General features: G+C 74.4%; 12 protein-coding genes. 6 read left to right on the plus strand and 6 right to left on the minus strand.

The features are described from left to right. Window positions 1–63: 63 nt before the first annotated feature. The 4 genes from ACYVG5_RS04815 to ACYVG5_RS04830 all read right to left on the minus strand — a co-directional run bounded on the left by ACYVG5_RS04815 (window position 64) and on the right by ACYVG5_RS04830 (window position 5,147). Window positions 64–837: a sulfite exporter TauE/SafE family protein gene (locus tag ACYVG5_RS04815; protein ID WP_222049745.1), complete on the minus strand. Its 774-nt coding sequence runs from the start codon at window positions 835–837 to the stop codon at window positions 64–66. Further along, the gene (locus tag ACYVG5_RS04820; protein WP_222049746.1) at window positions 834–1,625 is read right to left on the minus strand and encodes a sulfite exporter TauE/SafE family protein; all 792 of its coding nucleotides are present in this window, start codon (window positions 1,623–1,625) and stop codon (window positions 834–836) included. Before ACYVG5_RS04820 ends, ACYVG5_RS04815 begins: the two co-directional genes overlap by 4 nt. 70 nt (window positions 1,626–1,695) lie before the next feature. Next, the gene (locus ACYVG5_RS04825) at window positions 1,696–2,415 is read right to left on the minus strand and encodes a GGDEF domain-containing protein (protein ID WP_222049747.1); all 720 of its coding nucleotides are present in this window, start codon (window positions 2,413–2,415) and stop codon (window positions 1,696–1,698) included. Window positions 2,416–2,525: 110 nt separating this feature from the next. Further along, window positions 2,526–5,147, minus strand: coding sequence for a DEAD/DEAH box helicase (locus ACYVG5_RS04830; protein WP_222049748.1), 2,622 nt, complete (start codon window positions 5,145–5,147; stop codon window positions 2,526–2,528). Window positions 5,148–5,393: 246 nt separating this feature from the next. On the opposite strand from ACYVG5_RS04830, the gene ACYVG5_RS04835 reads away from it, so the two are divergent. After that, on the plus strand, window positions 5,394–6,251 hold the full coding sequence (locus tag ACYVG5_RS04835) for an SDR family oxidoreductase (RefSeq protein ID WP_222049749.1): 858 nt from the start codon (window positions 5,394–5,396) through the stop codon (window positions 6,249–6,251). 67 nt (window positions 6,252–6,318) lie between these two features. Here ACYVG5_RS04835 and ACYVG5_RS04840 read toward each other — a convergent pair whose 3' ends face one another. Then, on the minus strand, window positions 6,319–7,035 hold the full coding sequence (locus tag ACYVG5_RS04840) for a hypothetical protein (RefSeq protein ID WP_222049750.1): 717 nt from the start codon (window positions 7,033–7,035) through the stop codon (window positions 6,319–6,321). 212 nt (window positions 7,036–7,247) lie between these two features. On the opposite strand from ACYVG5_RS04840, the gene yidD reads away from it, so the two are divergent. Continuing rightward, window positions 7,248–7,724 carry a membrane protein insertion efficiency factor YidD gene (yidD, locus tag ACYVG5_RS04845; protein ID WP_222049751.1) on the plus strand — a complete coding sequence of 159 codons (477 nt, stop codon included), beginning with the start codon at window positions 7,248–7,250 and terminating at the stop codon, window positions 7,722–7,724. A 9-nt stretch (window positions 7,725–7,733) separates the two neighbouring features. Here the strand turns inward: yidD and ACYVG5_RS04850 are convergent, their stop codons facing one another. Next, window positions 7,734–8,339 (minus strand): class-II aminoacyl-tRNA synthetase family protein, encoded by a 606-nt coding sequence (locus ACYVG5_RS04850; RefSeq protein ID WP_222049752.1) that lies wholly within the window; start codon window positions 8,337–8,339, stop codon window positions 7,734–7,736. Between the two features lie 81 nt (window positions 8,340–8,420). Between ACYVG5_RS04850 and arfB the strand changes: the two genes are divergently transcribed. From arfB to ACYVG5_RS04870, 4 genes are all read left to right on the plus strand, one after another. Next, complete coding sequence (gene arfB / locus ACYVG5_RS04855; protein WP_222049753.1) at window positions 8,421–8,858, plus strand: alternative ribosome rescue aminoacyl-tRNA hydrolase ArfB; 438 nt, start codon at window positions 8,421–8,423, stop codon at window positions 8,856–8,858. Between the two features lie 280 nt (window positions 8,859–9,138). After that, the gene (locus tag ACYVG5_RS04860) at window positions 9,139–11,709 is read left to right on the plus strand and encodes a molybdopterin oxidoreductase family protein (protein WP_222049754.1); all 2,571 of its coding nucleotides are present in this window, start codon (window positions 9,139–9,141) and stop codon (window positions 11,707–11,709) included. Continuing rightward, entirely contained in the window at window positions 11,709–14,267 is a 2,559-nt protein-coding gene (nirB, locus tag ACYVG5_RS04865; RefSeq protein WP_222049755.1) for a nitrite reductase large subunit NirB, read from the plus strand. The genes ACYVG5_RS04860 and nirB overlap by 1 nt, the downstream gene beginning before the upstream one ends. Continuing rightward, on the plus strand, window positions 14,264–14,596 hold the full coding sequence (locus ACYVG5_RS04870) for a Rieske (2Fe-2S) protein (RefSeq protein WP_222049756.1): 333 nt from the start codon (window positions 14,264–14,266) through the stop codon (window positions 14,594–14,596). The genes nirB and ACYVG5_RS04870 overlap by 4 nt, the downstream gene beginning before the upstream one ends. The last annotated feature ends 24 nt before the right edge of the window (window positions 14,597–14,620 follow it).

A 14,620-nucleotide genomic window follows, 5' to 3' on the forward strand; every position in this document is an offset into this window, starting at 1 on the left:
AAAGGCGTCGATGCCGCTCAGCCAAAGGCGTCGATGCCGCTCAGCCAAAGGCGTCGATGCCGCTCAGCCAAAGGCGTCGATGCCAAGGTGCACGGCCAGCCCGACGCCGAGCAGGGCGATGCCGCGGCGCAACCCCTGCTGCGGCACCCGGCGCACGATCGCCGGGCCGAACCGGCCGCCGAGCAGGAAGCCGATCGCCAGGGGCAGCGCGGCCGGCCAGTCGACGTCGGCGAACACCGCGTAGCCCAGGGCGGCGACGGCGTTGGCCACGCCGAGCACCGCGTTCTTCAGGGCGTTGCTGCGGGGCATCCCCTCACCGGTGACCAGCAGGAACATCGCCAGCATCAGCACGCCGGCCGCGGCCCCGAAGAAGCCGCCGTAGATGGAGATGGCAAAGGTGCCCAGCACCAGCGCCCGGGAGTCCCGACGCGGGTGGGCCGCCTGCTCGGCGGCGCCCTCGGCGGCCAGCTCGCGGGCCGGCCGCTGCACGAGCATCGCCAGCGATGCCCCGGCGATCAGGAAGGGCACCAGCCGCTCGAACGCGGCCGGCGGCATCAGCAGCAGGAGCACCGCGCCGGCCACCCCACCCAGCACCGCGGCCGTGCACAGCCGCACCAGGCGGGGGCGCTGGCCGGTGAGCTCCACGCGGGAGGCGCTCACCGAGCCGACACCGCTGAGCACGAGCGCCACGGTGTTGGTGACGTTCGCCGTCACCGGCGGGAGCCCGGTGGCCAGCAGCGCCGGATAGCTGATCAGCGAGGCCAACCCGGCGATGCTGCCGATCAGCCCGGCCCCGAGCCCGGCGAGGACGAGCAGGGCGAACACGAGCACGCTCATCGGCTCAGGAGCACTCCGATGGCGACCAGCCCGAGCAGCACGATCGCCGCCCGCAGCACCGGCGGGGGCAGCCGTCGCCCGAAGGTGGACCCGACGTACCCGCCGGCGACGGAGCCGACGGCGACCAGCCCGACCGCGGGCCAGGAGATCCGGTCGCTGGCCACCAGCCCGTAGGTCAGTCCGGCCACGGCGTTGACGCAGCCGGCGAGCACGTTCTTCATGGCGTTGAGCCGCTGCAGGGACTCGGGTAGCAGCAGGCCGAAGATGCCGATCTGCAGCACGCCCTGACTGGCGGCGAAGTAGCCGCCGTAGGTGCCGGTGGCGTAGGCCCCGGCGAGGAGGCCGGCCAGCCGGCCGGGCCCGATGCGCAGCTGCTCGGGTTCGACCACGCCGTCCCGGGCGCGCTTGCGGGCCAGCGCACGCTGCAGGAACGGCTGGACGAGGACGAGCACCACGGCGAGACCGACCAGCGCCGGGACGATCGTCTCGAACGCCTCGGCCGGCAGGTTCAGCAGCAGGAAGGCGCCGGTCACGGCACCCAGCACCGAGGCGGGGATCAGCCGGACCAGCAGCGGTCGCTGGCCGCGCAGTTCCCGGCGGTAGCCGACGATCCCGGCGATGCTGCCGGTCACCAGGCCGATGGAGTTGGACACCGTCGCGGTCACCGGGGGCAGCCCGACCGTCAGCAGCACCGGGAAGGTGACCAGGGTCCCCGAGCCGACCACGGCGTTGATCCCGCCCGCCGCGAACCCGGCCGCGACCACCGCAACCATCTCCCAGATCGTCATGCGCGCATCGGGGGGAGGGTGCCACAGGTGCGGGATGTGAGCGGCGTCATGTCCGGTAGCGCGCCGCGCGTCAGGCGCGCACGACGTCGTCGTGGTGCGCGGCGGCGGCGCCGGAGACCTGCACCCGGTTCTTGCCGGCGGCCTTGGCGGCGTACATCGCCAGGTCGGCCTGCTGCAGCGTCTCGGTCCACGGCGTGCCCGGGACGACGCGCGCCGCGCCGACGCTGGCACCCACCTGGGCGGTGCCGTCGGCCAGCCGCACCGGGGCCGATGCCACGTCGACCAGCCGCCGGCCCAGCGCCCGCGCCTCCGCGGCGCCGGCGGCGTGCACCAGGACGGCGAACTCGTCGCCGCCCAGCCGCGCGCACAGCCCGGGCTCGCGCACCGTCCCGGCCAGCCGGGCGCCCACGGTGCGCAGCAGCTGGTCGCCGGCGGCGTGGCCCAGCCGGTCGTTGACCACCTTGCAGTCGTCGAGGTCCACGAAGAGCACCCACGGGTCGCCCGCCGGGCCCGGCCCGGCGGCCGCGAGCACGGCGGAGAAGGTGCTCCGGTTGGCCAGCCCGGTGAGCGCGTCGGTGCGGGCCTGCACCTCCAGCTCGCGGTGCGCGCTGGTGGCCCGGATGGCCAGGGCGACCTGGTTGAGCACCGACCGGACCGCGACGAGGCACTCGGTGCGGACCGCGCGGGCGCCGCCCAGCAGCAGGAAACGGTCTGCCTCGTCCGGTAGCGCGCTCGACCAGGTCGTCGGGACGGCGCAGGCGGGCCGGTCCGCTCGCCGGGGTGTGGGCATGTCGTCCCTCGTCCTGGGCCCGGCGCCGAACCTGCAACGAGCGGGTGGGTCAGGCCATCGCCAGGGGCCCGCCGCGAACTTGCGAGTGGTGGGGAGGCGATGGTCCTTCCTCAGTCCTTGCGGCCGGCGTCCACGAGGCGCAGGACGACGGCGCCCTCCTCGTCGGATGCCTCGAGGTCGACCTCGACGTCGAAGCCCCAGTCGTGGTCGCCGGCCGGGTCGTCCAGGATCTGCCGCACCCGCCACAGCCCCGGCTCGCTCTTGTCCACGATGAGCAGCGCCGGCCCGCGGGCGTCGGCGCCGGTGTTCAGCTCAGCGTGCTCGGCGAAGTAGGCCTGCACCACCTCGCCCCAGCGGTCGGCGTCCCAGCCGGCGACGGTGTCCAGCTCGCCGAGGTCGTACCAGCGGCGCCGGGCGATGAGCTCGACCCGCCGGAACAGCGCATTGCGGACCATCGCGGTGAACGCCCGCTCGTTCCCGGTGAGCGGCCGGGGCCGGGCCGGCACCGAGATCGGGGCGTCCAGCGGCTGGTCCGGGCTGGTCAGCTGCTCCCACTCGTCGAGCAGGCTGGAGTCGACCTGGCGCACCAGCTCGCCGAGCCACTCGACCAGGTCGGTGACCTCCTCGGTGCGGGCGTCGGCCGGCACGCCGGAGCGCAGCGCCTTGAACGCGTCGGAGAGGTACCGCAGCACCGCCCCCTCCGACCGGGTCAGGCCGTAGGTGTTGACCAGCTCCCGGAAGGTCATGGCGCGTTCCCACATGTCCCGCACCACGGACTTGGGCGACAGTTCCGCGTCGGCGACCCACGGATTGCCCGCGCGGTAGGTCTCGAAGGCGAACTCGAGCAGCTCGGCCAGCGGCTTGGGGTAGCTGATCTCCTCGAGCAGCTCCATCCGCTCGTCGTACTCGATGCCCTCGGCCTTCATCTGCGCCACGGCCTCGCCCTTGGCCTTGTTCAGCTGCGCGGCCAGGATCTGCCGCGGGTCGTCCAGCGTCGCCTCGATCACCGACACCACGTCGAGCGCAAACGCTCTGGGGTCCTGGGCGGACGACGCCGGGTCCAGCAGGCCGATCGCGGCCAGCGCGAAGGTGGACAGCGGCTGGTTGAGGGCGAAGTCCGGCGGCAGGTCGACGGTCAGCCGGTAGCGCCGGCCGTCCGGCTCCGGCTCGGCGAGCCGCTCGATGACGCCGGCGGCGAGCAGGCCGCGGGCGATGCCGATCGCCTCGCGGATGTGCCGGCGTTGCTTCGCGCGGGGCTCGTGGTTGTCGGTGAGCAGCGTGCGCAGGGCGGCGAACGGGTCACCCGGGCGGGCCAGGACGTTGAGCAGCATGCCGGTGGACACCCGGAAGTGGCTGGTCAGCGGCTCGGGTTCGGCGGTGACCAGCCGCTGCTGGGTCGATTCGCTCCAGGGCACCATGCCGTCGGGGGCCTTGCGGCGCACCAGCTTGCGGCGCTTCTTCGGGTCGTCGGCGACCTTCGCGAACTGCTTGAGGTTCTCCACCTCGTGCTCGGGGGCCTGCACCACCACGGTGCCGGCGGTGTCGTAGCCGGCCCGGCCGGCCCGGCCGGCGATCTGGTGGAACTCGCGGGCGTTGAGCAGCCGGGTGCGGGTGCCGTCGTACTTGCTCAGCGCGGAGAAGACGACGGTGCGGATCGGCACGTTGATCCCGACGCCCAGGGTGTCGGTGCCGCAGATGACCTTGAGCAGCCCGGCCTGGGCCAGCTGCTCGACCAGCCGCCGGTACTTGGGGAGCATCCCCGCGTGGTGCACGCCGATGCCGTGGCGCACCAGCCGGGACAGCGTCGTCCCGAAGGCGGAGGAGAACCGGAAGCCGCCGATCATGTCGGCGATCGCGGCCTTCTCCTCCTTGCTGCACACGTTGACGCTCATCAGCGCCTGCGCGCGCTCCAGCGCCGAGGCCTGGGTGAAGTGGACGACGTAGACCGGCGCCTGCCGGGTGTCCAACAGCTCGGCGATCGTCTCGTGCATCGGTGTCGTCGCGTAGTAGTGGTGCAGCGGCACCGGGCGCTCGGCGTTGGCCACCAGCGCGGTGGGCCGCCCGGTGCGCCGGGTGAGGTCCTCCCGCAGCGCGGTCATGTCGCCGAGGGTGGCGCTCATCAGCAGGAACTGGGCCTTCGGCAGCTCCAGCAGCGGCACCTGCCAGGCCCAGCCGCGGTCGGGGTCGCCGTAGAAGTGGAACTCGTCCATCACGACCAGGCCGATGTCGGCTCCCGCGCCCTCGCGCAGCGCGATGTTGGCCAGTACCTCGGCGGTGCAGGCGATGATCGGGGCGTCGGCGTTGACGCTGGCGTCGCCGGTGAGCATGCCGACGTTGGCCGCGCCGAAGACCCCGCACAGCGCGAAGAACTTCTCGCTCACCAGCGCCTTGATCGGCGCCGTGTAGAAGCTGACCCGGTCCGCGGCGAGCGCCGCGTACTGCGCGCCGGTCGCCACCAGCGACTTGCCCGACCCGGTCGGGGTGGCGAGAACGACGTTCGCCCCGCTGACCAACTCGATCAGGGCCTCTTCCTGCGCCGGGTACAGCACCGTGCCGGCGTCCTCGGCCCACTGGGCGAAGCGGGCGAAGACCGCGTCCGGGTCGTCGCCCAGGGCGAACAGGGCCGACAGGTCGTCCGGATCGGCGATCAACGCCGGGGCGCCCGGCGAGGGCAGCGCGGTGGCGGGGGCGTCGGCCGGGGTCGTGTCGGTGCCGGCGGGGGAGAGCGTCATCGTGGGACACAGCGTGCCCGATGCCGCAGACCTTCCCGCACGGTGTCAGCCGACGGGCGCCACCGGGCCGCGCATCGCCGTCCCGTCCGGGAGGACCATCCTGCCGCGGAGTTCCGATGCCCGGGTTCCGGGCGGCCCCAGCGGGGGTAGGCGGTGGGCGATGCGGCACCGGGCCGGCCCGTCGACCGGCCGGCCGCGTGAGCAGCGCGCGGGAGTGCCGCCCGTCCGACCACGCAGGAGGAATTCGTGTCTTCGCCCCGCCCCGAGTCCCAGCCCGACCAGCAGCAGACCCCGCCCGGCACCCTGGGCGCGATGGACCCCGAGCCCGACCACGGCGAGGCGAGCTACCGCGGATCGGGCAGGCTCGAGGGCAAGAAGGCCGTCATCACCGGCGGTGACAGCGGCATCGGCCGGGCGGTCGCCATCGCCTTCGCCCGCGAGGGCGCCGACGTCCTCATCTCCTACCTCGACGAGCACGAGGACGCCCGGGACACCGCCCGGTACGTGGAGGAGGCGGGCCGCACGTGCGTGCTGGTCCCCGGTGACCTGGCCGACCGCAGCCACGTCAATACGATCATCCCCAAGGCCGTGGAAGCGTTCGGCCGGGTCGATCTGCTGGTCAACAACGCGGCGTTCCAGATGAGCCACGACACCCTCGACGAGGTCTCCGACGACGAGTGGGACCACACCGTCGCGACCAACCTCACCGCCATGTTCGTGCTGTGCAAGGCCGCGGTCCCGCACATGCAGCCCGGTGCGTCGATCATCAACTCCTCGTCGGTGAACTCCGACAGCCCGAGCCCGCAGCTCGCGCCGTACGCGATGACCAAGGCCGGGATCGCGAACTTCACCGCGAGCCTGGCGCAGCTGCTGGCCGAGAAGGGGATCCGGGCCAACAGCGTGGCACCCGGCCCGGTGTGGACACCGCTGATCCCCGCCACGATGCCGGTGGAGAAGGTCGAGAGCTTCGGCCAGCAGAGCCCGATCGGTCGGGCCGCGCAGCCGGCCGAGCTCGCGCCGGTCTACGTGATGCTCGCCAGTGACGAGGCCAGCTACGTCTCCGGGGCCCGGGTGGCGGTCACCGGCGGACGGCCCATCCTCTGACCGCGTCGATGGCGGCCCGGTCGGCGGTGAGGGGGCACCGGTCGACCGGGCCTGCCCGGCCGGTGGGTCAGCGGGCGGTGCGGCTGCGGCGGTCGGCCGCCACGAAGGACACCGCGAGGGCCAGCGGGGCCAGGACGCCCAGCCCGGTGATCGCCAGGACGTCGTCGAGCCCGGCCGCGGTCCGCGAGGACAGCAGCGCCCAGCCCAGCGCGCCGAGCGGCAGGGTGACCAGCCCGGTGCCCAGCGCCGCCCGGATCCGGGCGTCCCGTCCGGCGTCCGAGGCGAGCACCCCGGCCAGCACGGCGGGCACCATCGGCATGAGGCAGCGGAGGACGAGGTCGCCGGGCGGCTGCCCGCTGCCGGCGGCGGCCGCCAGCGACAGCGCACCCGCCGACGAGACGACGGCGGCGCCGGTCACCAGCCCCCACCAGAGGCGGGCGGCGGCCGGGGAGCGGAACGTGTCGGCCGGCCGCACCAGCCGGCCGGCGGCCCAGACGCAGACCGTGGCACACAGCACGAGGAAGGTCAGCAGCGACTGCGGGACGTCCGGCAGGCCGCCGCTTCGGACCGGCAGCGGCCACGGCTGCCGGCCGAGCAGCGCGAGGAGGACGGTGAGCCCGGCACCGGCCACGACGAGCACCGGGAGGCGGTGGTGCCGGGCAGGTGGGGCTGCGGGCAACGGTGCTGCCGGTGCGGCCGGCGCTGCCGGGAGCACGTCCCGGCCGTCGTCGACGACGTGGTTGCCGGTGACCACGTAGAGGCGGGCGGGAACGTCCTGGGGCACCCGTCGAGCGTCACACCCGGTGAGCAGCGCAGCGACTTGCGGGGCGCCGGTTCACCGGACCGGGTGACACCTCCGGCGGGGCGACGGTCGAGAGGGGCTCCCTCCACCCGATCGGGTGCAGCTCCGGGGTCCGCTCACGCGGCGCCGCCGGGCGGGCGGCCCCACGATCAGCACGAGCGGGCGGTCCACGGACACAGAGGGGAAGCAGCGGCATGGTGTTCATCTGGGGTTGGGGCGGTGGGGGTCCGCGTCGACGGCGCGCCCGGCGCGGGTACGGACGCGGCTACGGGCGGGGGTACGGGCCGCCGCCGGGCTACGGGTACGGCCGCCGGCGCAACGATTCCTGCCTGCGCGACCTGTTGTTCCTCAACACCGGCTGCTGCCTGGCCAACGCGATCGGCTGCAGCGCCGACCTGATGCTGGTGGCGCCCACCACGGCCCGGCAGGTGCGCGCGGCGGGGACCGGCGGCGGCCGGGTGCGCGACCGGCTGATCGCCGCGGTGCGGGTCTACCAGCGCGAGGTGAGCCCGCGCCGGCGGCCGTGCTGCCACTTCACGCCGACCTGCTCGGCGTACGCCGTCGAGGCGCTGGAGACGCACGGCGCCCGGCGCGGGAGTTGGCTCACCGTGCGGCGGCTGCTGCGCTGCCGGCCCGGTGCCGTCGGCGGCGCCGATCCGGTGGCCGCCTGAGCCGGCCGCTCAGCGGCGGGCGCGGGTGATCAGGACCGCGACGACGAGTGGCAGGGCCCCGAAGACGGTCGCGGTGTAGAGGCCGCCGGCCAGGGTCGCGGCGGGGGTGTCGGCCTGCGACGCGAGCGCCCACCCCAGGCCGAGCATCGGCAGCGTGACCAGGCCGGTCCCGATCGTCGCCCGGAGGTGCACGCCGCGACCGTGCCGGCGGGCGACCAGGCCGACGACCAGCGCGGGGACGAAGGTGAACAGCCAGTCGAAGATCGGGATGATGCCGCCGGTGCCGGCCAGCGCGGCGAAGTAGAGGTCGTTCCAGGTCTGGGCGAGGACGGACGCCACCACCATGACCCACCAGGTCGCGGCCACCGCGGGTGACCCCAGCGTCCGGGGCCGGACCAGGACGGCGGCGATCACCAGGCTGACCACGCCGACCGCGATGACCATGCCGAGCAGGGACGGCGCGACGTCGGCGACCTGCCACCCGGAGGTGGTGCGGGTGGGCAGCGGCCAGTCGAGCGCGCCGACCAGGCAGGCCGCCGCGGTGAGCGCGACGGCGACGCCGGCGAGCAGGGCGGGTGACCGCCAGGAGGCCGTCGGCCGCTCGAGGGTGGTCATGCGGCGGAGCGTGCCAGCCCAGCGCCGGCCGTGGCGCGGTGCCACGCGTGGGCGGCCCCGGCGTCGGAGACACTGTGCGGCATGCCCGGGGACGACGCGTTCGGTGACCTGCCGGTCACGGCTGCCTTCGTGGTCCCGGCGTCGGCGCTGTCGTGGCGGTTCTCCCGCTCGTCCGGCCCGGGCGGGCAGGGGGTCAACACCGCTGACTCCCGGGTGGAGCTGTCGGTGTCCCCGCTGGAGATCCCCGCGCTGAGCGACGCGCAACGGGGCCGGTTGGCGCAGCGGCTCGGCGACCGGCTGGTCGGCGGCGTGCTGACCATCGCGGCCAGCGAGCACCGGGCGCAGCTGCGCAACCGGGAGGCCGCGCGCGCCCGGCTGGCCGCCGTCCTGCGGGCTGCCCTCGCGCCGCCTGCACCGGCCCGGCGGAAGACGAAGCCCACCCGCGGCTCGCAGGAGCGGCGGATCCAGGCCAAGAAGCAGCGCAGCCAGCTCAAGAAGCAGCGCGGCGGCTGGGACTGAGCGAACGGCCCGGCGTGGATCGACCGCCGGCAGCCGTCAGGTGCGACGGCGCACCAGGCGGCTGCCGACGAACACCCCGGCCAGCGCCCAGAAGGCCCCGGCGCCCACGCCGGCCAGCACGACCCCGGGCGGTTACCGGTCCGGGGCGCCACCCGGGCACGTACGTGTCGGGCCGGTCTCCGGTACCGCACGTCCGCGCCGGACCACTGTGCGACCGTCGGAACGTGACTTTGACGCGGGCGCAGCGGCAGGGAAACGGCGCGGCAGCAGTCTCGTCGACGTGTCCGCAGCCGTCCCCACCTCCCATCCGGCCACCGGCACGCGCACCACCCGGACGCACTGCCCGTACTGCTCCCTGCAGTGCGGCGTCACCATGACCGCCGGCGACCGGCCCGCCACCCTGGTCCCGGCCGACTTCCCGGTGAACAACGGCGGGCTGTGCTCCAAGGGCTGGTCCGCGCCCGAGCTGCTCGACCACCCCGAGCGGCTCACCCGGCCGCTGGTGCGCGCCCGGCCCGACGACCGCACCAGCCCGCTGGTCGAGGCCACCTGGGACGTCGCCCTCGACCGGGTGGTCGAGGCGATCACCCGCACCCAGCAGCGGCACGGCCGCGACGCCGTCGGCTGCTTCGGCGGCGGCGGGCTGACCAACGAGCAGGCCTACCAGTTCGGCAAGTTCGCCCGGGTCGCGCTGCGCACCAGCGCGATCGACTACAACGGCCGGTTCTGCATGTCCTCGGCCGCCGGCGCCGCGAATCGTGCGTTCGGGCTGGACCGCGGCCTGCCGTTTCCGCTGGCCGACCTCGCCGAGGCCGACGTCGTCGTGCTGGTCGGCAGCAACCCGGCCGACACCATGCCCCCGGCGATGCAGTACTTCGACGCCGGCCGGGAGCGCGGCGCCCAGCTCATCGTCATCGACCCGCGGCGCACCAGCACCGCCCGCAACGCGAGCCTGCACGTGCAGCCGCTGCCGGGTACCGACCTGGCGCTCGCCAACGGACTGCTGCACATCGCGCTGGCCGAAAGTCTGGTCGACACCGGCTACGTCGCTGCTCGCACCACCGGCTTCGACGACGTCCGGGCCGGGGTCGCCGGCTACTGGCCCGACCGGGTCGAGCGGCTGACCGGCGTGCCGGTCGAGCAGCAGCGCCGCATCGTCTTCGCCCTGGCCCGCGGGAAGCGCGCGATCATCCTCACCGCCCGCGGCGCCGAGCAGCACCGCAGCGGCACCGATACCGCCCAGGCCTGGATCAACCTCGCCCTGGCCCTCGGGCTGCCCGGCCGCGCGGGCAGCGGCTGGGGCACCGTCACCGGTCAGGGCAACGGGCAGGGCGGCCGCGAGCACGGGCAGAAGGCCGACCAGCTGCCCGGCTACCGCTCGATCACCGACCCGGCGGCCCGCGCCCACGTGGCCGCTGTCTGGGGCGTGCACCCCGACTCCCTCCCCACCGCCGGCCGGTCGGCGTTCGAGATGCTCGACCGGCTCGGCACCGACGGCGGCGTCCGGGCGATGCTCGTGCTCGCCGCCAACATCGCCGTCTCCGCCCCGGACGTCCGGCGGGTGATCAGCCGGCTACGCGACCTCGACTTCCTCGCCGTCAGCGACTTCTTCCTCTCCGAGACCGCAGAGCTCGCCGACGTCGTCCTGCCCAGCGCCATGTGGGCGGAGGAGGACGGCACGATGACCAACCTCGAGGGCCGGGTGATCCGGCGCCGCCGCGCGATGGACCCGCCCGAGCAGGTCCGTGACGACCTGCAGCTGCTGGCCGAACTGGCCGCCCGGCTCGGGTGCGGCTCGTCGTTCAGCGGCGATCCGGAGACGGTGTTCGCCGAGCTCGGCCGGGCCAGCGCCGGCGGGACGGCGGACTACTCCGGCATCAGCTACCGCCGCATCGACGATGAGCAGGGCGTCTTCTGGCCCTGCCCGGCCCCCGAGCACCCCGGCACCCCGCGGCTGTTCGCCGACCGCTTCCCCACCCCGGACGGGCGGGCCCGGTTCCTGCGGGTCGGGCACGTCGCCGCCGCCGAGGTGCCGGACGCCGAGTACCCCTACGTGCTCACCACCGGCCGGGTGCTCGCCCAGTACCAGTCCGGCGCGCAGACCCGGCGGTCCCGCAGCCTGCGGTTGATCGCGCCCACCCCGCGCGCCGAGCTGCACCCCGACCTGGCCCGCACCCTCGGCATCGGCCAGGGCGACCTGGTCGAGCTGTCCACCCGCCGCGGCCGGGCCCGGTTCGCAGCGTGGGTCACCGACAGCATCCGGCCCGACGTCGTCTTCGCGCCCTTCCACTGGGGCGGCGGATCCAGCGCCAACGCCCTGACCGATCCCGCGCTCGACCCGGTCAGCCGGATGCCGGCCTTCAAGGTCTGCGCGGTCGCGGTCAGCCGGGTCGGTGGCCCCGAGGAACGCATGCCCGATCCCGAGGCCCAACCGCGGACCCGCCCCCACCAGCCCACGCCCACCACGAGCCCCCGCCCCCCGTCCCGGAGGAGGACCACCAGCGTGACGAGCACCCCGCGCTTCCTGCACGGCGTCCACCCGATCACCGGGGAGGGCCTGGCCGAGCCCGGCCCGATCGACCCCACCCTGCGCTACACGGTGCCCGCCGGCGCCAGCGCCCAGGCGCTGTACTTCCGCGGCGGCAACTCCACCGGCGAGCTGGTCTACGTCCTGCTGGTGCGCGACGGCGAGCCGATGCGCTGGTTCCCGATCGGCGCCAGGAGCGACGTGCACGTGCCGCTGCGGGTGGTCGAGGACCTGCCCGGCGGCACCGTCATCGAGCTGCACGCCGCGGCGCCCGAGGGCGTCACCGGCGAGCTCGTGATCGACCTGGGGCTGGTGGAGTTCTGATGGCCCGGACCGGAACCCACCCCGTCCTGGGCGGGCGGCTGGCGGGCCTGACCTCCCTCCGGCTCGCCGACAACGACTCGCTGGATGCCACGGACCCGCGCGGCCGGCTCGTCGTGGTCGGCAACGGCATGGCCGGCGCCCGCTTCGTCGAGGAGGTGCTCGGGCGCGGCGGCGGCGACCAGTTCCGGATCACCGTGTTCGGCGAGGAGCTCCACGGCAACTACAACCGGATCATGCTGTCCCCGGTGCTCGCCGGTGAGGAGCACGAGGACGGCATCGTGCTCAACAGCCACGACTGGTACGCCGACAACCGGGTGACCCTGCGCGCCGGCATCCGGGTCGAGCGCATCGACACCGCCGCCAAGCAGGTCCTCGCCGCCGACGGCTCGATCACCCCCTACGACCACCTGGTGCTCGCCACCGGCAGCCGCTCGTTCATCCCGCCGATGGCCGGCATCCGGGACGCCGACGGCGGCCTGCTGCCCGGCGTCCTCGGGTTCCGCACCATCGACGAGACCCGGGCGCTGCTCGCCGCCGCCGCGGTGCACCAGCGGGCCGTGGTGCTGGGCGGGGGGCTGCTGGGCCTGGAGGCGGCCCGCGCCCTGCAGGCGCACGGGATGCAGGTGGAGCTGGTCCACGCCGCGCCACACCTGATGAACGCCCAGCTGGACGCGGAGGCCGGCGCGATCCTCAAGCGCAGCGTCGAGTCGCTCGGCATCACCGTGCACCTCGACGTCCTGGCGTCGGAGGTGGCCGGGCCGGGCCGGATGCGCGGCGTCGTCCTCGCCGACGGCCGGCGGATCGACGCCGACCTGCTGGTCGTCGCCGCCGGCGTGCGGGCCAACACCGACGTCGCCGTGCTGTCCGGTCTGGAGGTCCAGCGGGCGGTCGTCGTGGACGACCAGCTGCGCACCGACGACCCGGACGTCTACGCCATCGGGGAGTGCGCACAGCACCGCGGCGAGGTCTACGGCCTGGTGGCCCCGGCGTGGGAGCACGCCCGGGTGCTCGCCGACGTGCTCACCGGCACCGACCCGACGGCGGAATACCACGGCAGCCGGACGGCGACCAAGCTCAAGGTCGCCGGGGTCGACGTGGCCGTCATGGGGATCAGCGCGCCCGAGCGGGACGACGACGAGTTCCTGGTGATCTCCGAGCCGCGGCGCGGCGTGCACCTGTCGGTGGTCGTCCGGGACGACCGGCTGGTGGGCGCCACACTGCTCGGCGACACCCGCAAGGTCGCCGCCCTGGCCCAGGCGTTCGACCGCGGCAGCCCGCTGCCCGAGGAGCGGATCCGGCTGCTGGTCGACCTCTCCGACGGCAAGGCCGACGTCGGCGTCGCCGAGCTGCCCGGCGACTCGCAGGTCTGCAACTGCAACGGCGTCTCCAAGCAGGGCATCTGCGACGCCGTCGCCGGGGGCTGCGGCAGCGTCGGCGCCGTGATGGACCGGACCCGGGCCGGCAAGGGCTGCGGGTCGTGCAAGGGCCTGGTCAAGCAGATCGTCGAGTGGGCCGCCGACGGCGACGTCGCCGAGGACGCCTCGGCCGGCTGGTACGTGCCGGGCATCCCGCTGGCCAAGCCCGCCCTGATGGCCGCCATCCGGGAGCAGGACCTGCGCAGCGTCTCCGCCGTGTTCGCCGCGCTGGCCCCCGGCGGTGGCGAGGATGCGAAGTCGAAGATGGGCCTGACGTCGCTGCTGAAGCTGGTCTGGGGCGTCGACTTCCTCCCGGAGAAGGACGGGGAGTTCATCAACGACCGGGTGCACGGCAACATCCAGCGCGACGGCACGTTCTCCGTCGTCCCCCAGATCAAGGGTGGGGTCACCACCCCGGCCCAGCTGCGCAGGATCGCCGACGTGGCCGAGAAGTTCGAGGTCCCGATGGTCAAGATCACCGGCGGGCAGCGGATCGACCTGCTCGGGGTGCGCAAGGAGGACCTGCCGGCGATGTGGAACGACCTCGGCATGCCCTCGGGCTACGCCTACGGCAAGAGCTTCCGCACCGTGAAGACGTGCGTCGGCTCCGACTTCTGCCGGTTCGGCCTGGGCGACTCCACCCGGCTGGGGGTCGACCTGGAGACCCGGTTCCAGGGCATCGAGAGCCCGGCGAAGCTCAAGATGGCCGTCGTCGGGTGCCCGCGCAACTGCGCGGAGGCCTACGTCAAGGACGTCGGCGTGGTGGCGGTGGGCAACGGCAGGTGGGAGGTCTACGTCGGCGGCGCCGCCGGGGCGACCATCCGCAAGGGCGACCTGCTGGCCACCGTCGACTCCCCGGCGGCGGTCATCGAGCTGACCGGCCGGTTCCTGCAGCACTACCGGGAGAACGCCAACTGGCTGGAGCGCACCTACGACTTCGTGCCCCGGATCGGGCTGGAGAGGATCAGGCAGGTGCTGCTGGCGGACAGCGAGGGCAGCTGCGCCGACCTCGACGCCCGGATGCAGCGCTCGATCGACGCCTACACCGATCCCTGGGGCCAGGACGGGAAGCAACCGGCCACCCCGGGCCAGTTCCGCACGTCGCTGCCGCTGATCGCCCTGCCGCAGGTGCCGGTCCGATGAGCCTCACCGGCGTCGCCACCAGCACACGCGCGGCCTACACGGTGGGCCGGGTCGAGGACGTCCCGCCCGGGGAGGGCCGGGCGTTCGTCGCCGGGAACGTCCAGGTGGCGGTCTTCCGGCTGCGCGACGGATCGCTGCACGCCACCCAGGCGGCCTGCCCGCACGCCGGGGGGCCGCTGGCCGACGGGCAGACCGACCTCGACGTGCTGGTCTGCCCGCTGCACCTCTACGCCTACCGGTGGTCCGACGGTGGCTCGAGCGCCGGCCTCCGGGCGGTTCGGACCTACCCGGTCCGCGACGTCGACGGCGACCTCGTCGTCGACGTCTGAAGGACCCTCCTGCCCCCCACCACT

It is taken from the genome of Modestobacter lapidis, assembly GCF_054780755.1.

Bases quoted from the DNA above. Each gene is read 5' to 3' on its own strand.
- ACYVG5_RS04870 (WP_222049756.1), top strand. From the start codon at position 14,264: ATGAGCCTCACCGGCGTCGCCACCAGCACACGCGCGGCCTACACGGTG.
- ACYVG5_RS04830 (WP_222049748.1), bottom strand. From the start codon at position 5,147: ATGACGCTCTCCCCCGCCGGCACCGACACGACCCCGGCCGACGCCCCC.
- yidD (WP_222049751.1), top strand. From the start codon at position 7,248: ATGGTGTTCATCTGGGGTTGGGGCGGTGGGGGTCCGCGTCGACGGCGC.
- ACYVG5_RS04820 (WP_222049746.1), bottom strand. From the start codon at position 1,625: ATGACGATCTGGGAGATGGTTGCGGTGGTCGCGGCCGGGTTCGCGGCG.
- arfB (WP_222049753.1), top strand. From the start codon at position 8,421: ATGCCCGGGGACGACGCGTTCGGTGACCTGCCGGTCACGGCTGCCTTC.
- ACYVG5_RS04850 (WP_222049752.1), bottom strand. From the start codon at position 8,339: ATGACCACCCTCGAGCGGCCGACGGCCTCCTGGCGGTCACCCGCCCTG.
- ACYVG5_RS04815 (WP_222049745.1), bottom strand. From the start codon at position 837: ATGAGCGTGCTCGTGTTCGCCCTGCTCGTCCTCGCCGGGCTCGGGGCC.
- nirB (WP_222049755.1), top strand. From the start codon at position 11,709: ATGGCCCGGACCGGAACCCACCCCGTCCTGGGCGGGCGGCTGGCGGGC.
- ACYVG5_RS04825 (WP_222049747.1), bottom strand. From the start codon at position 2,415: ATGCCCACACCCCGGCGAGCGGACCGGCCCGCCTGCGCCGTCCCGACG.